The 21,601-nt window shown below is 39.6% G+C and carries 15 protein-coding genes and 1 pseudogene; 12 read left to right on the top strand and 4 right to left on the bottom strand.

All coding sequences use genetic code 11. From position 1 onward, the window contains the following. Nucleotides 1-5: 5 nt before the first annotated feature. The 3 genes from I2E21_RS09150 to I2E21_RS09140 form a co-directional block, all read right to left on the bottom strand. Nucleotides 6-932, bottom strand: coding sequence for a MoxR family ATPase (locus I2E21_RS09150; RefSeq protein ID WP_022234444.1), 927 nt, complete (start codon nucleotides 930-932; stop codon nucleotides 6-8). A gap of 186 nt (nucleotides 933-1,118) precedes the next feature. Continuing rightward, a complete protein-coding gene (locus I2E21_RS09145) occupies nucleotides 1,119-1,964 on the bottom strand; it encodes an HAD family hydrolase (RefSeq protein ID WP_022234443.1) in 846 nt (281 codons plus the stop codon). A gap of 10 nt (nucleotides 1,965-1,974) precedes the next feature. Next, on the bottom strand, nucleotides 1,975-2,955 hold the full coding sequence (locus I2E21_RS09140; RefSeq protein WP_243240615.1) for a peptidylprolyl isomerase: 981 nt from the start codon (nucleotides 2,953-2,955) through the stop codon (nucleotides 1,975-1,977). Nucleotides 2,956-3,233: 278 nt separating this feature from the next. Here I2E21_RS09140 and I2E21_RS09135 point away from each other — a divergent pair, with 278 nt between their 5' ends. Then, nucleotides 3,234-3,878 carry a methionine synthase gene (locus I2E21_RS09135; protein ID WP_186935865.1) on the top strand — a complete coding sequence of 215 codons (645 nt, stop codon included), beginning with the start codon at nucleotides 3,234-3,236 and terminating at the stop codon, nucleotides 3,876-3,878. Next, a complete protein-coding gene (locus I2E21_RS09130; RefSeq protein WP_195411131.1) occupies nucleotides 3,868-6,258 on the top strand; it encodes a homocysteine S-methyltransferase family protein in 2,391 nt (796 codons plus the stop codon). Before I2E21_RS09135 ends, I2E21_RS09130 begins: the two co-directional genes overlap by 11 nt. A 20-nt stretch (nucleotides 6,259-6,278) precedes the next feature. Here I2E21_RS09130 and I2E21_RS09125 read toward each other — a convergent pair whose 3' ends face one another. Further along, nucleotides 6,279-7,136 carry a metallophosphoesterase gene (locus tag I2E21_RS09125; RefSeq protein ID WP_195411130.1) on the bottom strand — a complete coding sequence of 286 codons (858 nt, stop codon included), beginning with the start codon at nucleotides 7,134-7,136 and terminating at the stop codon, nucleotides 6,279-6,281. Nucleotides 7,137-7,396: 260 nt separating this feature from the next. Between I2E21_RS09125 and I2E21_RS09120 the strand changes: the two genes are divergently transcribed. The 10 genes and pseudogenes from I2E21_RS09120 to I2E21_RS09075 all read left to right on the top strand — a co-directional run bounded on the left by I2E21_RS09120 (nucleotide 7,397) and on the right by I2E21_RS09075 (nucleotide 21,593). Continuing rightward, entirely contained in the window at nucleotides 7,397-9,265 is a 1,869-nt protein-coding gene (locus I2E21_RS09120) for a nucleoside-diphosphate sugar epimerase/dehydratase (RefSeq protein WP_195411129.1), read from the top strand. Nucleotides 9,266-9,299: 34 nt separating this feature from the next. Further along, complete coding sequence (gene glmS / locus I2E21_RS09115; RefSeq protein ID WP_022234436.1) at nucleotides 9,300-11,129, top strand: glutamine--fructose-6-phosphate transaminase (isomerizing); 1,830 nt, start codon at nucleotides 9,300-9,302, stop codon at nucleotides 11,127-11,129. A gap of 229 nt (nucleotides 11,130-11,358) precedes the next feature. Continuing rightward, nucleotides 11,359-13,278 (top strand): hypothetical protein, encoded by a 1,920-nt coding sequence (locus I2E21_RS09110; protein WP_195411128.1) that lies wholly within the window; start codon nucleotides 11,359-11,361, stop codon nucleotides 13,276-13,278. Between the two features lie 15 nt (nucleotides 13,279-13,293). After that, on the top strand, nucleotides 13,294-14,565 hold the full coding sequence (locus I2E21_RS09105; RefSeq protein ID WP_195411154.1) for a dihydroorotase: 1,272 nt from the start codon (nucleotides 13,294-13,296) through the stop codon (nucleotides 14,563-14,565). 35 nt (nucleotides 14,566-14,600) lie between these two features. Then, nucleotides 14,601-15,578 carry an aldolase catalytic domain-containing protein gene (locus I2E21_RS09100; protein ID WP_195411127.1) on the top strand — a complete coding sequence of 326 codons (978 nt, stop codon included), beginning with the start codon at nucleotides 14,601-14,603 and terminating at the stop codon, nucleotides 15,576-15,578. A gap of 11 nt (nucleotides 15,579-15,589) precedes the next feature. Continuing rightward, nucleotides 15,590-15,925 carry an ASCH domain-containing protein gene (locus I2E21_RS09095; RefSeq protein WP_243240614.1) on the top strand — a complete coding sequence of 112 codons (336 nt, stop codon included), beginning with the start codon at nucleotides 15,590-15,592 and terminating at the stop codon, nucleotides 15,923-15,925. A 33-nt stretch (nucleotides 15,926-15,958) separates the two neighbouring features. Beyond that, nucleotides 15,959-16,891, top strand: a complete 933-nt coding sequence (gene pyrF, locus I2E21_RS09090; protein WP_195411125.1) for an orotidine-5'-phosphate decarboxylase — start codon at nucleotides 15,959-15,961, stop codon at nucleotides 16,889-16,891. A 131-nt stretch (nucleotides 16,892-17,022) separates the two neighbouring features. Further along, a pseudogene (serC, locus tag I2E21_RS09085) lies at nucleotides 17,023-18,110 on the top strand (3-phosphoserine/phosphohydroxythreonine transaminase). Nucleotides 18,111-18,159: 49 nt separating this feature from the next. Continuing rightward, nucleotides 18,160-19,314 carry a 3-phosphoglycerate dehydrogenase family protein gene (locus tag I2E21_RS09080; RefSeq protein WP_186935885.1) on the top strand — a complete coding sequence of 385 codons (1,155 nt, stop codon included), beginning with the start codon at nucleotides 18,160-18,162 and terminating at the stop codon, nucleotides 19,312-19,314. A 179-nt stretch (nucleotides 19,315-19,493) separates the two neighbouring features. Continuing rightward, on the top strand, nucleotides 19,494-21,593 hold the full coding sequence (locus I2E21_RS09075) for a SpaA isopeptide-forming pilin-related protein (RefSeq protein ID WP_195411124.1): 2,100 nt from the start codon (nucleotides 19,494-19,496) through the stop codon (nucleotides 21,591-21,593). Nucleotides 21,594-21,601: the final 8 nt, after the last annotated feature.

Below are 21,601 nucleotides of genomic sequence, written 5' to 3'. Positions count from 1 at the left end.
CCTCACTAAATTTTGGGTTGTCTTGTTGTTCTCAAAATCTCATTAAGAGCTTTTGTAACGCTGATTTTTTTAGCGTTTGCCTCTGCGCTCAAAATAACACGATGACTTATGGTAGCAACAAAAATATTCTGAATGTCACGGGGAACAATGTAATCTCTGTCGTCCGCAAATGCCGCCGCCTTTGCCATATCTTTAAGTGAAAGTGCGGCTCTTGGACTTGCACCTCTTTCAAAAAGGCTGTTCTGTCTGGTGGCTGTTACGAGCATTACAATGTATTTTGCCATATCTTCGCTTACAAAAACTTCTTTTACTTTGTTTTGCATATTAATAAGTTCTTCAACAGTAACTGCTTGTTTTACCTTATCAAGAGGGTTTTGCCGACTGCGGTTAATAAGCATTTGACATTCAGCCTCAAAATTAGGGTATCCCATTGAAATTCTTACTGTAAAACGGTCGGTTTGAGAGTCAGGCAAAAGTTGTGTACCCGAGGCACCTACAGGATTTTGGGTTGCAATTACGGAAAAAGGATTTTCAAGCTGATAACTGTGTCCGTCAACGGTAACTTGCCTTTCTTCCATTGCCTCAAGCAAAGCCGCTTGAGTACGGCTTGAAGTACGGTTAAGCTCATCTGCCAAAAACAAATTACAGAAAATAGCTCCTTTGTTAAAATGCATTTTTCCGCTTTCTTTGTTAAAAGAAGAAAATCCCGTTATGTCTGACGGCAGAGTATCGGGAGTAAACTGTATTCTGCCGTACTTCAGTCCGAGAGCCTTTGAAAAAGCAAGAGCCATAGTGGTTTTGCCGACGCCCGGTATATCCTCTATAAGAATATTGCCGTTTGCGAGCAGAGCAAGCATTGTAATAATAATTTCCCTGTCTTTGCCGTTAATAACTTTTCTTACTTCATTTAAAACAGATTTAAATTCATTCATATTTTCACCATAATTTCTACTTTTTTAGATTAATTTATAAATAAAATATGTGTTTTGTGTGAAATGATTTGTATATATTATATATTACCTTATTTTCCAAAAATCTGCAATACAAATACAAAATATTTACAAACAGAATATAGCAGAATAAAAAGGGAACCCGTCAAGGATTCCCTTTGAAAAATATCAGTTGTTAATTTCGTGCTTTTGTTTTGAATATTCACGGTAAAGTGTTTCACTTATTGCCATTTTTTGAATTATATTTTTGACTGTATTGTCAAGTCCGCTGTTTTCGCTGTAGTCGGCAGGGTAAATGTAATCAACTCTGCCACGCTGTAATAAATCTTCGACTTTTGCGTCTTTCTTTTGATATACGGCAATGGAATATCCTCCGTATGCTTTCATCATTTTCATACACGGTACATCTGAAAGACCGTCGCCGATATAAATCATATTGCAAAAAGGAATACGCTTGCTGTCGTCGGGCATTGATTTGTTGAGGTCGTTATCGTTGGCAACATCAAGAACACCTTTGTTTATGCGGTACACAAATTGAGTTTTATTTGTGTAATTAACATCGGTTTTCGGCCATATTCCGTTGCCGTTTTCATCGTAAAGAAATTCACAGGCGAAAATACTTTTAAATTCGTTCGCAATATCCGTACCTTCGATAATCTCTTTAAGACCGGACGAAATAACATAGTGCTCGACACATACGCCGAGTTTTTTACCGAAATTGTTTATTCGTGAAAACCATTTTGAAACTCCGTCAAAAAGTTCGACTTTTTTGCCCGTTTCAACAAGTTTTTCTCTTAATAAAGGAATGTTCTTATCTTTAGATATTTTAACCATTGCATACATATATGCAAGGATTGAATCCATATGCTCCTTGTGCCCGATTTCGTTGGCGTAATTCCAAAACTCTTCCTCGGTTATGCCAAGACTCGGAATAAAGCCGTATCCCTGCATATCTTTTGTACAAAGCGTTTTATCAAAATCATACATTATTGCAATAATAGGCTTTCCGTTCATAATAATCCTCTTAATTGGCAGAATATGTTGTAATTTCTACAGAAGTTACTTTTACATCTTCCGTAGGTTTATTTGTCGATGAGTCAACAGCTACAGATGCGATTGAATCCACTACATCCATTCCCTCAATTACCTGTGCAAATACGGTGTGACCTCTGTCAACTGCATTGTAAGCGCCGTCAAGGTATGGGTTACCGCCGTTGTCGTCATAAAGCTTTTTGATGTCATCACTGATTACATCTGTGTTGTAGCAGTATGTGCCGTACTGCTGAACAAAAGCGGAGAAAAGCTCGGAATCTTTATAATTTTCAAGCTGTGCTTTAATGTTTGCCCACTGATTTTCAAAGGCAGAAAAACCGCCGTTCTTTTTATAAGCTTCGGGTGTGGTCTGATTGATAAAGAACTGACTTCCGTTTGTGTCAGGACCGCTGTTTGCCATTGATACCGCACCTCTTATGTTAAAGAGTTTGTCGCAGAATTCATCTTCAAAACTTTCACCGTATGAGCTTGTGCCGCCTGTGCCGTTGGCATTTTCGTAGTCACCGCCCTGAATCATAAAATCATTGATTACTCGGTGGAAAATGGTGTTGTCATATTTGCCCTCTTTGGCAAGATTAATAAAGTTTGTAACGGTTTTTGGCGCTTGGTCCGCAAAAAGGCGGAGCTTTATGTCACCCTTTGAGGTGTGCATAATCGCAATAGTGTCGCCGTCGTTAGGAGCGTCAAGCTGGAAACCTACTTTATTGTTGTCGTAATTTATAGAAGGATTAATACCTACGGTTGACGGAACAATGCCCATATCTTCAAGTGCGGATACGGCAGGCTGTCCGACTTTTGCTTCGTCAATTGTGGCAACGGCAGCGGGAGTTGCTTCTGTTGCTTTTGAATTTTCGGATTCACTTTTATCGTTTGAGCAACCGACTGCAAATGCAGGAATAAGTGCAAGTGCCGCAATAAGGCACAAAGTTTTTTTAATTCTGTTGTATTTCATAGTGTATTGATTCCTTTCGATACATATTTATACATTTTTATCATAACATACTTTAAGAAAAAATGCAACTTTTTAAGCAAATGAGCCGCTTTTGCGGCTTCTTTAAGATTGATTTAAAAAATAAATACCCGTATTGTTTTATTATGTTTTGTGTGTTACAATAATAAAGTATAGCTATGCGGTCGGTTTTGAATTTATGATTTAACAGAGAGTTTTTATTAAATGATTTGCAGTATTAAAAATAAATCCGATTGCATTGAATGTATAGGGGTTATACTATGATAGAATTAGAAAAACTTAACAGAAACGAGGCAGTGCGTTATCTCGGAGGAGCGGGAATCAGGCTTAATTACCGAATGGATGTACTGATGGATGAATGTGAAAAGGCTGTGCTTGAAAAAGCGTCGCCAAAATATCTTTATGTAGAAAAGGATTTGCCGTGCCCGCAGATTATGGGTGGAAAAGATATAGAATCACACTTAAACGGTTGTGAAAAAGCTATTGTTATGTGCGCCACCGTCGGTTCAGAGGTGGACAAACTAATCAGAATTTCGCAGATTTCCGATATGGCCCGTGCTGTGGTAATGGACAGCCTTGCAAGTGTTGCCGTGGAGCAGGTCTGCAATGCTTTTGACAAGATAATTGCGGAAAAATACAGCGATTATAATATGACATTTCGATTCAGCCCGGGCTACGGAGATTATCCTATTGAATTGCAAAAAATAATTTTGCAAATGCTTGATGCGCCAAAGAAAATAGGACTTTGCACAAACGATAACTTTTTGCTTACACCGACAAAGTCTGTTACGGCGGTGCTGGGACTTTCAAAAAATCCTATAGAAAGAAAAAAGCGTGGGTGTGCCATCTGTAATATGAGAGAAACCTGTAAATTCAGGAGAAAGGGACTTCATTGTGGGGTTTAGAGAATTATTAAAGGAAAAAGAATTTATTATACTTGACGGTGCGACAGGCACTATGATTCAAAAAAGCGGTGTACAGTATGACGAAGTGCCCGAAACGCTTAATATTACACATCCCGAACTTATTGCGTCATTTCATAAAGCTTATGTAGATGCGGGCGCAGATGTTGTTTATGCAAACACCTTTGGTGCGAATGCGTACAAACTTGAGGGATGCGGCTACAGTGTTGAAGAAATTGTAGGAGCAGGTATCAGCATTGCTAAAAACGCTGTCGGCGACAGAGCGCTTGTTGCCCTTGACATCGGTTCAATCGGTCAGCTGCTCGAACCTGCTGGTTCGCTTACTTTTGAACAGGCTTATGAATATTACAAACAGCTTATCCTTGCAGGTAAAGACGCTGATGTTATAGTTTTTGAAACTATGACGGATCTTTATGAACTTAAGGCCGCTGTACTTGCCGCAAAGGAGAACAGCGACAAGCCAATATTCACCACTATGACATTTGAGCGTAATATGCGTACTTTTACAGGCACATTGCCGTCTGCTTTTGCCGTAACTATGGAAAATCTCGGCGTTGACGCTCTCGGCGTAAACTGTTCGCTTGGACCTGATGATCTTGAGCCGATTGTAAGTGAGATTTCCAAGTACACAAATCTTCCTATTGTAATTAAGCCGAATGCAGGTTTGCCTGACCCTAACACCAATGAATACGATGTTATGCCCGATGATTTTGCAAAGTCATCTCTGTCACTGTTAAAGTACGGTGTTAAAGTTCTCGGCGGCTGCTGCGGTACAAATCCCGAATATATAAAGGCTCTTAAAGACGCTCTTGCAGATAAAAAATATCAGCCGTCAAAAAGTCAAGTTGATACAATAGTATGCAGTGCAAGTTCTGTTGTTGAAGTTAATCATCCGAGAATTATCGGCGAAAGAATCAACCCTACAGGCAAAAAGCTGTTTAAACAGGCACTTGTTGATAATAATATTGATTACATTCTTACACAGGCACTTAGTCAGACGGGCGCAGGTGCGGAAATTCTTGATGTCAATGTAGGTCATCCCGAAATTGACGAAAAGCAGATGATGGTGCGTGTGCTCAAAGCAATTCAGAGTGTTTGCGATGCACCTCTGCAGATTGACTCTACCAAACCCGATGTACTTGAGGCAGGACTTCGTGCTTATAACGGCAGACCGATTGTAAACTCGGTAAACGGTGAGGAAAAAAGCCTTAGCACGGTTTTACCGCTTGTTAAAAAATACGGTGCTTGCGTTGTCGGTCTTACACTTGACGAAAGCGGTATTCCAAAGACAGCGGAGGGCAGATTTGAAATTGCAAAAAGAATTGTAGAGAGGGCAGAGGCAATCGGCATTGACAGAAGAGATGTGTTTATTGACTGCCTTACGATGACGGTTTCTGCCGAACAGTCTGCCTGCAGACAGACGCTTAATGCTTTGCACAGAGTAAAAACCGAACTTGGCTGTAAAACCTGTCTCGGTGTTTCAAATATTTCATTCGGACTTCCGAATCGTGACCTTGTTACAAGAACTTTCCTTACTATGGCTCTTGAAGAGGGACTTGACTTACCGATTATTAACCCGAATATTGATTCTATTACGGGTGCGGTAAGAGCATACCGTGTGCTTGACGGTATTGATAAAAACTCTATGGATTTTATTGCCGCATATAACGATGCGGCGCAAGCACCTGCCGCAAATAATAATTCTGCCGCATCCGATTTGGATATTATGACCGCTGTTTTCAACGGCTTGAAAAAAGAAGGTGCGTTGCTTACCGAAAAAATGCTTGCTGAAACAGGCGACGCAATGAAAATAGTAAACGAAATGCTTATTCCTGCTCTTGATAAGGTGGGAGAGGGTTTTGAAAAGAACAAAATCTTTTTACCGCAGCTTATTCAGAGTGCAAATGCCGCACAGGCTTGCTTTGATGTAATTAAATCACATATTTCCAAAACAAGCGGAGAAACCGTAAGCAAGGGCAAAATCATTGTTGCAACCGTTAAGGGTGATATTCACGACATAGGAAAGAACATTGTAAAAGTATTGCTTGACAACTACGGGTATACGGTTGTTGACCTTGGCAAAGATGTTGACCCTCAACTTGTTGTCGATACTGCAATTGAGCAGGATATAAAGATGATTGGTTTGTCTGCTCTTATGACAACTACCCTTAAGAGTATGGAAGATACAATCAAACTTGTAAGAGAAACAAAAGAATTACAGAATCCCGACGGAAGCAGTAAATGCGTAATTTTTGTCGGCGGTGCTGTACTTACGGAAGAATATGCTATGAAAATCGGCGCTGACTACTATTGCAGAGATGCTAAGGAAAGCGTAGATACGGCTAAAAAGGTATTAGGTTAAAACAAAAGGGCAGTTCCGAATCAGGAATTGCCCTTGGTTATATTTATTATGCAAATTTCAGGTTGATTGTTAAATCGTGGTATAGGGTTTGAAACACCGAGCCCGCCTGTAATTATCATAGAGGTATTGTTAAAATCAAATTCACCTTTGTCATATTGCGGAAAAAGTCCTTGGTTTGGTGCAATTACTCCGCCGACAAACGGTATTCTGACAAGTCCGCCGTGAGTGTGACCGCACAAAACAAGCTCTACATTTGACTCTGCAACCATATCGGTAATGTATTCAGGCTGATGATGCAAAAGAATTGTGTAGTAATTATTTGCTTCTTCGTTTAATTGCTCCCAAAAATGAGCTTCCGGAACATCGTAGTCGGTGCCGTTGTATTCATAGTACGGATAATCGGATAGTCCGCCTATTAGTATTTTTTGTCCGTCTTTTGTGGTGAAAAACGCAGCTTCATTGTCAAGTAAGGTAGCTCCGCAGGCAGTTATGTCTGTTTTGAAGTCAATCTTGTCGGCAATATCTCTTTCGTGATTACCGAGGCAGCAATAGACAGGTGCGATTTTTGAAAGTTTTGACAGAATATTTTTCATATTATCGTCATTAACGAATGTGCGGGTTACCATATCACCGCCCACTGCAATGAAGTCAGGGCTTTGTTTGGCGATTTTTTCTATCAGGTTTTTATTATTGTCACCGTATTCCTTATTGTGCAGATCGGAGATAAACACAATTTTTAAATTACCGTTAATATTATCGGCTTTAAGATTATATTCTGTAGTTTTAAAAAACAGGTTGCTGTGTATTAATTCTCCTATTGTAAGAGCAAATAAAGCAGAAAAAATAATTAAAGGTAGTCTTTTCTTTGCTTTCTTCATAAAAATGTCCTTTTTTTAAGAATAATGTTATATTGTTGATAAAATTATATTATATCTAAATTAAGTATTTGTCAAATTAGGTAAAAAAAACACATATTTTATCTACGCAAATAAGAAAAGAGCATTGCTTTGCAATTTGACAAAAAATTAAATTTGATGTATAATATTGTGTGTTAATTTGTATAATATTTTAAAATTAGACGATATGTTTGTATTAAATTTTATATAATCAGATAAAATTTGCAGGGGACAATTAAAAAATGAAAAAAATAAATTATCGTAAGCTTATTCTTGCTTTGGCTGATGTTTTTATTATTGTGGTAAGCGGTATTGTGCTTAATTTTGCTATGTCGCTTATATTTCCGGAACTTTCGGAAGCAAGCAGAGGACTGTTATATACAATAATAGTAAACTTAGCACTGTGTATGCTTATTATGTACGGTGCAGGTGCGTATAAAAGACTTTGGCGATATTTTAATGAAAAGGATTACTTGGTTTGCGGTTTGGCGATGTTCGCAGGCTTCGCTTTGGGCTATCTTATTATGTCGATTTTGCAGATACAGCAATCTGTTTTGTTTGTTACTTTATATGCAATTCTCGCAACAGGCGGAGTGCTCTTATTCCGATTTATATTTAAGCGTACTTTCCTTAATTTAATTGAAGTCGGCAGAGCGGATAATTGTGAGCGTACGCTTATTGTTGGCGCAGGCAATGCAGGCAGAATGATTCTTACCGAAATTCAGAATGCAAGTTATGACGAAAACAGTCCCGCGCGCAATCTTATTGCGGTAGGTTTTGTTGATGATGATGAAACAAAACTTAACAGAAGCATTAACGGTGTGCCTGTTCTCGGTTTTTGCAGAGAAATTTCTAAGATTTGCAATGATAAAAAGATTACAAATATTATTGTGGCTGTTCCGTCTTGCGAAGAAGAGGAAAAGCGCAAAATCCTTGATTATTGCTCGGAAACTACTTGTAAAATCAAGATAATTCCTTATTTGAGCGAGCTTTTGTTTGACGATAAGCACACAGAGCTTATTTCACAGGCTAAAGAAATTAAAATTTCAGACTTACTTGGCAGAAAGCCGATTGAATTTGATAAAAAAGAAATAAAAGAATTGGTTACGGGAAAAATCTGTATGGTTACAGGCGGCGGCGGTTCTATAGGCAGCGAGCTTGTAAGACAGATTGCAAAGTATTCGCCTAAGCAGGTAATTATTGTTGACATATACGAAAATAACGCATATGATATTCAGCAGGAACTTGTGCTTGAGTACGGCAACAAACTTAATCTTGTAACTTTGATTTCATCTATCCGTGATTACGACAAAATGGAACTGATATTTAAAACATATCGTCCTCAGCTTGTATTTCACGCAGCTGCCCACAAGCATGTTCCTCTTATGGAAACCGTGCCGGAAGAGGCAGTTAAAAATAATATTTTCGGTACTTTTAATGTTGCAACACTTGCAGAAAAGTACAAAGCCGATAAATTTGTTATGATTTCAACCGATAAGGCTGTAAATCCGACCAATGTTATGGGTGCAACCAAAAGAGCATGTGAAATGATAATTCAGCACAAGGCTCAGCACAGCACTCATACCGAATTTGTAACCACTCGTTTCGGTAATGTTCTTGGGTCAAATGGTTCGGTTATTCCCCTGTTCAGGCGTCAGATTGAAAGCGGTTCACCTGTAACCGTTACTCACCCTGACATAATCAGATATTTTATGACTATTCCCGAGGCTGTTTCGCTTGTTCTTGAGGCAGGCGCTATGGCTCACGGCGGCGAGATTTTTGTTCTTGATATGGGTGCGCCCGTAAAGATTACAACTCTTGCCGAAAATCTCATTCGTATGTACGGCAAGATTCCATATAAAGATGTTCCGATTGTTTTCACGGGCTTAAGACCGGGCGAAAAACTTTTTGAGGAACTTTTGATGGACGAAGAAGGACTTAAGTCTACCGCAAACGAAAAGATATTTATCGGTAATCAGATAAATATTAATTCCGCAGAACTGCTAAAAAAACTTGATGAGCTTAAAGTTGTTGCTAACAGCAACGACAGCGAAAAAACGGTAGAACTTCTTGCGGATCTTGTACCTACTTTTAACCATAAGACAAACTGATATATTTATTCATCAGCAAAGGAGAGAATACATAATGTGTGGTATTGTTGGATATGTTGGACCTAAAGACTGCAGTGATGTGCTTGTAAGCGCACTCACAAAGCTTGAATACAGAGGTTATGATTCAGCGGGTATAGCTGTTTTTGGAAAAAACGGCATTGAAACAGTTAAAACAAAAGGTAAACTTAAAAATCTTGTTGACAAGATGGCAGTTGAGGGTAAACCGGAGGGTCATGTAGGTATAGGCCATACAAGATGGGCAACTCACGGTGAACCCTCAGATGTAAACTCACATCCGCACAGCGGCGCAAGAGTTACCATTGTTCATAACGGAATTATTGAAAATTACATTGAATTAAAAGAATTTTTAACATCAAAGGGCAGAACTTTCCTCAGTGATACAGACACCGAGGTTGTTGCACAGCTACTTGATTATAAGTATAACGGAAATCCGCTTGAAACTATCGACAGCGTAATGGCTGAACTTAAGGGTTCTTTTGCTCTCGGTATTATGTTCAAAGATTTCCCGGACAGAATTTTTGCCGTAAGAAGAGAGAGTCCGCTTATTGTTGGCGTAGCTGACGGCGAAACCTTTATTGCGTCCGATGTTCCTGCAATTCTTAAATACACAAAGAATTACTATCTTCTCGACCATGATGAGATTGCTACACTTACAGCAGACGGCGTTTCATTTGTAGATGAGCACCTTGACCCTATCGAAAAAGAGTTAAAGGTTGCGGATTGGGATATGGAGGCTGCCGAAAAGGGCGGTTATCCGCATTTTATGATTAAAGAAATCAAAGAACAGCCGGAAGCTATCAGAACCACCGTTGCTCCGAGAGTAAGAGCCGGATTGCCTTGCCTTGAAGAATGCGGTATTACACTCGAAAAATTAAGAGAATTTAAATCAATTTCGGTTGTTGCCTGCGGTACAGCTATGCATGCCGGTCTTGTAGGTAAATATATTATTGAAAGTATTGCGAGAGTACCTGTTACAGTTGATATTGCGTCAGAGTTCAGATACAGAAATCCTATTGTAGGTGAAGGCGACCTTGTAATTATTATTTCGCAGTCGGGTGAAACTGCCGACAGCCTTGCCGCAATGCGCCTTGCAAAGCAGAAAGGAGCAACTACTCTTGCTATTGTAAACGCAAAGGGAAGTTCAATTGCACGAGAGGCGGATATGCTTATTTACACTCTTGCAGGCCCTGAAATTTCTGTAGCGTCGACAAAAGCGTATATTACACAGCTTTCTGTTATGTATCTTTTTGCCTTTGAGCTTGCTCTTGCAAAGGAAACCGTAAGCGAAGCAGAGTGCAAAAGACTTGTGTCTGCACTTCTCAAAATGCCGGAAGCTGTTAAGTATGTTATTGAAACAACAGAGGAAAAATGCAAGTATGTAGCGACAAAACTTATCACAACAGACAGCTTGCTCTACATTGGCAGAGGTCTTGACTATGCTCTTTCAATGGAAGGTTCGCTTAAACTTAAGGAAGTATCATACATTCACTCCGAGAGCTATGCGGCAGGTGAATTAAAGCACGGTACAATTTCTCTTATTGAGGACGGTATGCCTGTAATTTCTGTTGCAACACAGAGTGACCTTATTGCAAAAACTATCAGTAATATTGTTGAGGTTAAGTCGAGAGGTGCTATGAATATTCTTGTTTGCTCGGAGGCTTGTGCAAGAACTCTTGAGGACGGTATTGCGGATTATGTTATTAAAGTTCCGCAGACAGATGAACTTCTTATGCCGATTTCTGCGGTTGTTCCGCTCCAGATTCTTGCTTATTACACAGCGGTCAATAAGGGTAATGACCCTGATAAGCCAAGAAACCTTGCAAAATCAGTTACTGTTGAGTAATTTACAAAAATAAACATTAGAAATTTTATTTTAAAAACCAAGTGACAAAATGGCTGTCACTTGGTTTTTGTTTTCTTTATTGGAAAAAACAAACGCTTTAGTGCTTTAAATTTCAAAAAAATTCTCTTAAAACACCGCCTCGCACTTGTATTTTTTACTTGTATTATGTATAATAATTGATGTATATGGATTTATTGACAGAATATTCTGTTTTTCGGAGGCTTTTAGTATGACAGCTAAAAATATAAAAAAATTTTTTACCGCATTTGTTTGTGCGGCACTTGTTGCTTGTACTGCCGTTGTTTGCAGTGCGGCGGGCAGTAAAATACAGATTGAAAAACTTGATAATATGACAATTCAACTGCCCGACAATATGCTTGGCATAACAAGGGACAGCAAGAGTACCGACAAGTATTTTTCAGTTTTCGGACTTGATTATGACAAAACAATGTCTGATTTCAAGAGCAGTGATATTTTTATGCAGGCTATGGATAATCAGGCAACCACGACGGTCACGGTTACTATGACACGCAACGGTGACAGCGAGGGTATTAAGAATTATAAACTTCTTTCGGACGAAAAGCTTTATGAAGTGAGAGAAAGTTTTATTTCTCAAGAGGAATATATCAGTTGCACGCCGGATCAGGCGCAAGACCTTGTATGGCTTATGTTTGACCTTAATGTAGAGAGCGGCAGTGACAGAATCAAGACTTATCAGGCAAACACTGTTTATGACGGAATGAGTATTAATATTACTATTCAGCATAACGGCGGCGATGTTACATCTGCCGATTATCAAACTTTAAAGTCAATTCTTTCAACCGTTACTTTTAATGCAAAAGCTGACCCGGAAAGCGACTTTACAAAATATGTTTACATAGGTATAGTTGCTGTTGTTATTATTCTTTTTATCATAGTTATGATTGCAGGTAAAAAGACAAGAAAGAAAAACAAAAAGAGCAAAAACGAAAAAATTTTGCGTGAACTTACCGATAAATACAAATCAAACAATAAACCTGTAAAAAAATTACAGGAAGATGATATTGTCAGCATTCATCAGGCTTATGATGAGTTAAAAGAAGAAAACAACGACATAAGCAGTAGCAGAAAAGACGATGATCTCTTTGACGATTACAAGGACATTGACGAAGAAGAAGTAAAGGTTAAGATTTACGAAAAGCCGACAGTTTCGGATTATGAAATTGACGAAATAGTAAATGAGAGCAAAGAAAGGCTTAAGAATGAGGGCGCAGATGTTGAAGTAATAGAAACAAGTGCCGAAAAACTTGAGCCGCAGGAAGTAATTGAAGACCGACTTGAAGAGGCTAAGGAGGATTTACAGACCGAAGAGGTTGTTCAAACCGTGGCTGTTGACGAACCTGAAGATGAAAACGAAGCTGAAGAAAACTCGGAAATAACCGAGGAGGCAGATGCGGATGCTACCGATACAGCCGTTGAAAATCAATCGGAAGAAAAAGTAATTTCGGACGACGGAAAATACGAAGAAGCTGCACAGGCAGAAATTTCAACAGAAGAAGAACCGACAGACGAAATAGAAGAAACAATTGAAGAAGTTGAATCTGAATACGAAGAAGAAACGGAAGATAAAGTCGAAGAAGAAAACGAGGAAGAACTGAGAAGAGAGGCTGAAAAAAATACAGCCGATGATTTTGATGAAGGTTATGATTTCTTTGAGGAAAAGCCGAGAAGAATTGTAGGTATCATTGATGTTGACAGTTCAGACCTCAAAAATGCGGTCGATTACGATGTTCTTTCAGAGGAAGAAAAGCGTGCCGTAGAGGTTGAAACCGCTGTGGATAACGATAAGACAGAAAGCTTTATTGCGGCTGCGGAAAAAGCAGGTAACGGAATAAAGAATTTCTTTGTACACTGCGGATATTTCTGCACAAATGTTTCAAGACTTATAAAGCGTAAGCATGCGGCTAAAAAGCGTAAAAAAGCAGAGCTTGAGCGCAGAGAAAGAGAGCGTGTGAGAAAACAGCAGGCTGCGCAAAGGCGTGACGGCAACGGTCTTGTAAAGGTACACAGCGCCACACAGAGAAGACCGCAACCTAACGGCAGAGCATCTCAGTCAGCTCGCAAAACACCAAACAGAAAACCACAGCAGAACAATAACAGAAGAAAGTAATCAGAGGTGATTAAAATAAATACTTTAGTAATTAAAAACGCACACATAGTTTCACCGTCAGATGGACTTGATAAAGTTGCCGATGTTCTTGTAAAAGACGGCAAAATCACAAAAATTGCAGAGAACATCTCTACAGAGGGCAATGTGATTGATGCAGACGGCTTAACACTTATTCCGGGTCTTGTGGATATGCATGTACATCTTCGTGACCCCGGTCAAACTCACAAAGAGGATATTATAACAGGCTGTAAAGCAGCTGCTGCGGGCGGTGTTACAAGTTTACTTGCAATGCCTAACACAATCCCTACTACGGATAATGCCGAAACCGTAAAATATATTCTTGACAAGGCAAAGAATGCCGACGCCAATGTTTATGTGGCAGGCAGTATTACAAAGGGACTCAAAAGTCTTGAACCGACCGATATTGAAGAACTTAAATCAGCAGGTGCAATTGCTCTTTCGGATGACGGCAGACCGGTTGAAAACACAAAGTATTTAAGCGAGGCAATGAAAAAAGCTCCGCAGCTCGGTATGACGGTTGTTGCTCACTGCGAGGATCTTTTCCTTGCAGACGGCGGTAAAATCAACAGCGGCGAAGTAAGCAAAAATCTCGGCGTAAAGGGTATTCCTGCCGCAGCAGAGGATTGCGGTACCGCAAGAGAAATTGCACTTGCGGCGGCGCTTGATGTGCCGATACACATTTGTCATGTCAGCACAAAGACAAGCGTTGCACTTGTAAGAGATGCAAAGAGAAGAGGGGTTAAGGTTACGGCAGAAACCGCACCGCACTATTTCTCAATGACAGAAAAAGAATTGCTTGCAAAGGACGCAGATTTCAGAATGAATCCGCCTCTCCGCACACATGAAGATGTTGTTGAAATAATAAGCGGTCTTAAAGACGGTACGCTTGACGCTATTGCAACCGACCACGCACCGCATACACCGGAAGAAAAGTCCGATTTTGAAAAAGCACCGAACGGTTCTATCGGTATGGAAACTTCATTTGCGGTATCATACACATATCTTGTAAAAACAGGACTTCTTACAATTTCGGAGCTTGTTGAAAAGATGAGCACAAATCCTGCCGAAATTCTCGGAATCAATGCAGGACATATCAAAGTCGGTGTGCCTGCAGACCTTGCACTCGTTGATTTGAACGAAGAATGGGTTGTTGATGTAGATAAATTGCACGGCAAGAGTAAAAATACTCCTTTCAAGGGCAAAACGCTCTGCGGAAAGGTTAAATATACAATTTTGGGCGGAAAAACCGTATTTGAAGATAAATAATCGGAGCGCTCGCAGATTAAAGGAGATTTGGCAAAATGGCACAAAAAGGTGATTTGTTATCAGTAAGAGAAGATATACGAGTTGTTGACGCTACAATTCGTGACGGCGGACTTTGTAATAATTTTGAGTTTCCCGACGAATTTGTTAAGGCTTTATATAACGCAAATGTAAAAGCAGGCGTTGACTATATGGAGTTCGGCTACAAGGCATCTAAAGAGCTTTTTAACGAAAAAGAATTTGGCAAGTGGAAATTCTGCAACGATGACGACATAAGAGAAGTTGTTGGCGAAAACAATACAGACCTTAAGATTGCAGTTATGGCTGATGTTGGCAGAACAGATTTTAAGAATGACATTCTTCCAAAGAACGAAAGTCCGATTGACCTTGTAAGAATTGCAACATATATCAACACAATTCCTGCGGCAGTAGAAATGATTGAGGACTGCGCAAAGAAAGGCTATGAAACCACAATCAACATTATGGCTGTTTCAAAGGCGAGAACAGAGGATATTATTACAGCTCTTGATATTCTCGGCAAAAGCCCTGTAAACGCATTTTATATTGTAGACAGTTACGGCGCTTTATATCCCGAAGAATCAAGAAAACTCGCAGAGTTATATTGTTCATACGGTGAAAAGTACGGCAAGTCAGTCGGTATTCATGCACACAACAACCAGCAGCTTGCTTTTGCAAATACTATTGAGGCTATGACACAGGGTGTCAGCTACCTTGACGCAACAGTAGACGGTATGGGCAGAGGTGCAGGCAACTGCGCACTTGAGCTACTCTTAGGTTTCCTCAAAAATCCTAAGTACAAGGTTGACCCGATTCTCAAGATGCTTGAGTATACACAGCAGTTCAGAGAAAGCGGAGTTAAGTGGGGATACGATGTTCCTTATATGCTTACAGGTCAGTATAATACTCACCCTCGTCCGGCTATTTCATTTGTTAAAGATGACAGAAAAGATTATACAAACTTTGCTCACGAGCTTTTTGACATTATCAACAGCTGATGCAGCATATAATGAGATTAAATCCATCTCCGTTTGCAATGATTGAAAGCAGAGAAAAAACCATTGAGTTAAGACTTAATGACGAAAAACGCAGACTGATTAATGTCGGAGATGAAATTACTTTTATAAATACGGAAGACAACCGAAAAACATTAAAAACGGAAATTGTTAATATTTATAAATTTAAGTCTTTTGAAGAATTATACGCTGTTCTTCCTTTACTTAAATGCGGGTATACAAAGGGAGATGTAAAGACTGCCTCACCCGAAGATATGCTTGCATATTATTCGGCAAAACAGCAGGAAAAATACGGCGTATTGGGAATAGAGATAAAAGTAATATCGTAAGCGTTATTACTGAATTTAAAAGGAGAGTAAAAAATGGCATTTGACAGACTTATTGATAAAATCGCAGAAATGCAGAATCCTACAGTTGCAGGTCTTGATCCAAAGCTTGACTATGTACCTGAATTTATCAAAGAGGAGTGCTTTGCAAAGTACGGCAAAACTCTTGAGGGTGCGGCTGCCGCTTTGTTTGAGTTCAACAAGGCTCTTATTGACGCTCTTTATGAGGTAGTTCCTGCAATTAAGCCGCAGGCAGCTTACTATGAAATGTACGGCTGGCAGGGTGTAAAGGCACTTGCCGACACTATTGCATATGCAAAGTCAAAGGGTATGTTTGTTATTACAGACGGTAAGCGTAACGACATCGGTACAACAATGGAGGCTTACGCTGCCGCTCACCTCGGCTCAACCACAGTTGCAGGCGAAGAGGTAGAGGCTTTTGGTGCAGACGCACTTACAGTAAACGGTTACCTCGGCACAGACGGTATCAAACCGCTTGTTAATATCTGCAAGAGCGGTGATAAGGGCATTTTTGTACTTGTTAAGACATCTAACCCAAGTTCTGGCGAATTACAGGATAAGAAACTTGATGACGGCACAACCGTTTATGAGCAAATGGGTAAAATGTGCGAAGAGTGGGGAACAAAGCTTGAGGGCAAATACGGTTACTCGGGTGTCGGCGCAGTAGTCGGTGCAACATATCCCGAACAGCTTGCCGAAATGAGAGCTAAATGTCCGCACACATTTTTCCTTGTACCGGGTTACGGTGCACAGGGCGGCGGTGCAAATGATGTTAAAAACGCATTTGATGAAAACGGTCTTGGCGCAATCATCAATTCAAGCCGTGGTATTATGTGCGCATGGAAAAAACAGGGCCTTACCGAGAATGATTTTGCAAAGGCTGCTTACAACGAGGCGGTTCGTATGCGTGACGAAATTATCGGCTGCATAGGCAAAATTAAGAAATAATACAATAAATTGTTGTTTTTATGTATTAAACACCAAATATTGTTGACTTTGCTAAAAGTTGGCGGTATAATTTAATAGTCAGTATTAGTTAAAACTGTAAATAAAATATATTTTCAAGGGAGATTTTTAATATGGCAAGAGTATATAACTTTTCTGCCGGTCCTTCAATGCTTCCGGAGGCAGTATTAAAGACAGCAGCAGATGAAATGCTTGATTATCAGGGCAGCGGACAGAGTGTAATGGAAATGTCACACCGCAGCAAAACATATGATAAAATCATTAAGGACGCTGAAGCTTTACTTCGTGAGATTATGAACATTCCTGACAACTACAAGGTTATGTTCCTCCAGGGCGGCGGTTCTACACAGTTTGCAATGGTAGCACTCAACTTTATGAACAAGAACAATAAAAGGCTGACTACATAATCACAGGTCAGTGGGCTAAAAAAGCTTACAAAGAGGCTGCTCGCTATGGCGACGCTAAGGCTGTTGCTTCTTCGGAGGATAAAACTTTCTCTTATATTCCTAAGACAGATAAGTCAATGTTCAGAGAGGACGCCGACTATGTGTATATTTGTATGAACAATACTATTTACGGTACTGTTTATCACGAACTTCCGGATACAGGCGATATTCCGCTTATTGCAGATATTTCATCTTGTATTCTTTCAGAGCCTATTGATGTAACTAAGTTTGGCGCACTCTTTGCAGGTGCTCAAAAGAATATGGCTCCTGCAGGTCTTACAATCGCAATTGTTCGTGAGGATCTTATCGGCAATGCTATGGATATCTGCCCGACAATGCTTAATTATAAGACTCACGCTGACGCAGATTCACTTTTCAACACACCTCCTTGCTACACAATTTATATTGCAAAGCTTGTTCTTGAGTGGATTAAGAATGAGGTTGGCGGTCTTGATAAGATGAAAGAGCTTAACGAGAAAAAGGCTAAACTTCTTTATGACTTCCTTGATAATTCAGAACTCTTTAAGGGTACTGTTGTCCCTGAGGATCGTTCACTTATGAATGTTCCGTTCGTAACAGGCAATGCTGACCTTGATGCTAAGTTTGTTAAAGAGGCAACAGAGGCAGGTCTTGTAAACATCAAGGGTCACCGTACAGTTGGCGGTATGAGAGCTTCTATCTACAATGCTATGCCATATGAGGGTGTAGTTGCTCTTGTTGACTTTATGAAGAAGTTTGAGGCAGAAAACAAGTAATTTTTGCTCAAACAATCTGCTTTAAATAAAATAAAAGAGGATGAATACAATGTTTAATATACTTACTCTCAATAAAATTGCTGCCGTTGGCACAAGCCGCCTTGGTGACAATTACGCTTACGGTGACGATGTTCAGAATCCTGACGCAGTTCTCGTAAGAAGTGCCGCTATGCACGATATGCAGTTTGAAGATAATCTCCTTGCCATTGCAAGAGCAGGCGCAGGTACAAACAACATTCCTAAAGATGTTTGTTCTGAAAAGGGTATTGTGGTTTTCAATACTCCGGGTGCTAATGCAAATGCTGTTAAAGAGCTTGTAATTGCAGGTCTTTTACTCTCTTCAAGAAGAGTAATGGAGGGTGCAGACTGGGCAAAGACACTCAAAGGTAACGGTGACGCAGTAGGTAAGATGGTAGAAAAAGGCAAGAGCCAGTTTGTAGGTCCTGAAATTAAGGGCAAAACTCTCGGTGTTATCGGCCTTGGCGCTATAGGTATTCTTGTTGCCAACTGTGCCGTTGCACTCGGTATGGATGTAATCGGTTTTGATCCGTTTATGTCTGTAACAAACGCATTAAAGCTCAATCCTGCCGTTAAGCTTATGAAGAGCGGCGAAGATGTAATGGTAAACTGTGATTACCTTACAATCCATGTTCCTCTTACAGCTGACACTAAGGATATGGTTGATGCAGATATGATTGCTAAGATGAAAGACGGCGTTCGTATCCTCAACTTCAGCCGTGACGGTCTTGTAAATTCAACAGCTGTTCTTGAGGCTGTTAAGAGCGGTAAGGTTGCTAAGTATGTAACAGACTTTGCAACTGATGATATTATCGGCGAAGAGAATATCATTTGTCTTCCACATCTCGGTGCATCAACTCCCGAAAGTGAAGATAACTGCGCAATTATGGCTTGCGATGAGCTTAAAGAGTACCTCGAAAACGGTAACATCGTAAATTCTGTAAACTATCCTGCACTTTCACTTGCAAGAACAAATACAGAGAATGTTCGTTTCTGCGTAATGCACAAGAATGTACCTGAACTTCTTAAGAAGGTACTTTCAGAGGTAAAAGGCAATGTAGAAAATATGCTTTCAAAGAGCCGTGGCGACTACGCTTATGCAATTATTGATGTTGCAGGCGGTAACCCTGAAAACGCTGCTGCTATTGCAGCTATTGAAGGTGTAATCCGTGTTCGTGCTATCTAAAAGCATAACATAATGAAGTCATAGGGCGGCAGAGCTATTCTGTCGCCCTTTTAAAGTTTTGTTTTAATGTCCTATTTTAAATGTTGTGGTAACATTAATAGATTATGGTTTAACTCGTGCGCTAAACCATACTTTCCCACAATTTTTGATAAAGAATTTTTTTGAATTGAGGAATGAAAATGAGAGGAATAAAAAAATTATCTGCAATTACGCTGACTGCCGTGCTTGCATTTTCTTCTACAGTTACTGCATTTGGCGCAGAAGTAACAGAATCGGTTTCTTACAGCAAATGGGGCAGTAAAACCGTATGCGAAGCATTGGGAATAGATACTGCCGAATACTACAAATGGATTGTAAATCACGATAATGATTCAAGCAATGATTATCAGACTTACACTGTTTCTAAAAATTATGATTCATCTGTAGGTACTGATTATTATCTCGGTACAAAATATACATCGGGCGACCATCGTACACCAAAAGGAGATACCAAAGGTTACTTTAATACAGATTTATATTCACCAAACAGCGGATATTACTGTGTAGGTTACGGCAGACAAGACGAGCTTAACGGTTCATCGTACAAGCCGCAGATGAACTGCACAGGATTTGTATGGCATATACTTTACAAGTCGCTTGCAAATACCAAGGCACAAAAGGGTCAGTCGGTAAGCTATGCATACGCAAACACTCATATTCCGAGTTATTCGTATGCGGCTTATGATACGGGTCAGGATACATGGATTAATTGGGCGAGCAATAACAATATCAAGACATATTATTTTGACGGTACAAGTGCCATTAATAATGCATTGAACAGCGGAGTGCTTGAAAAAGGCGATATTATTTTTATGCTCGGTACGGCTGACGCTCATGTCGGTATTTTTTACGGCAATAATTCAAAAAATAACAAGTTCTGGCATTCTCAATATAAAAATGTAAATACAATCACAAATATTGAACCGAGGGGTACTTGCTACGGATTGTATGTATATAAAACAGGTTGTTCAAACGGTATTGATCTTAATATTCAGCTTAACAGCACACAAAGCGGATTAAAGGGTACTTCATACGATTATTCACAGTTTGAATACACGGTTTATGCTGACTCGGCTTGTAGAAAGCCTGTCGGAAAAATTGTACCGCAGTCTGACGGATTCGGTGCATTTGGTCTGACGAGCAGTCAACAGTATTCTTCATCAAGTGCGGTTGCGAGAGGTGTGCCTGTTGCAAATACTTCTTATTGGTGCAAAGAAACAAAAACACCGAACGGGTATGTTGCAGACAACACGGTATATAAATTTGAAAAGTCTACATTGACATGGGGCGGTACGGAAAGATACTATGCAGGTGTAGCTGTAAATGAAAATAACCATAAATTAAGCAAAATAAACAAGACGCCTAAAATAGCACTCCGTATTCAGAATGTGTCATCTTATTCCGAATTCACCGATAATAATGAAAATTATTCACTTAGCGGTGCGGTTTATGAAGTTTATAATTCCGATAACACTTTTTGCGGTTATATGAAAACAGGCGAAGACGGCTGGGTATGCGCAACCTCAAAAGAGAAAACCGACGATGTAAATAATATTAAATGGAATGAAAGTGCATTCGATTCAGCTCTTTATATGCCGTACGGTAATTATTACGCAAAGCAGGTTGTTGCTCCGAAAGGCTTTGAATTATTCTCTGACAGAATAATTATTGATAATGTTTATCAATATACATGGAGCGGTCTTACGGTTTATTATGCTCAAGCTGAAAATACACCAATAAAGTTGGATACTTCGACAGTAAGAGTAAATCTTACAAATGAGTTTAAAGCCCCGATAAACTGTGCGGAGTTTGAATTGTTTTCAGATGTGGAATGTCAAAATCTTATTGATACGGCAATAACAGACAATAACGGTATAGCCGAATTTGCTAAGCCGTTACAGGTTGGCACTTATTATATTAAGCAGAAAAAATCCGCTGTCGGTTATTTTTACGATTCGACGGTAACGGAAGTTGTTGTTAAAGAAGAAAATATCGGCAGTAATACTGACATATCGTTATTTGCAAAAAGCAAGGGCGATGTGAATAATGACAGTAATATAGATGTTGCCGATATAACAGTTATTCAGTTGTTTGTGGCAGGCAAAAAAGCAGAGGACGGTTCGGATTTTGTTGATATAAATGATACCGTCAGCTTTGATAATGCCGATATTGACGGCAACGGAATAATAGATATCAACGATATTACTAATCTTCAGATAATAATTTCAAAGAATAACTGATATTATTT

Source organism: Ruminococcus sp. BSD2780120874_150323_B10 (assembly GCF_015553695.1).
GTDB classification, from domain to species: domain Bacteria; phylum Bacillota; class Clostridia; order Oscillospirales; family Acutalibacteraceae; genus Ruminococcoides; species Ruminococcoides intestinale_A.
The sequence above is the reverse complement of the archived record's forward strand: the minus strand, read 5'-3'. Positions and strand labels throughout refer to the sequence as shown.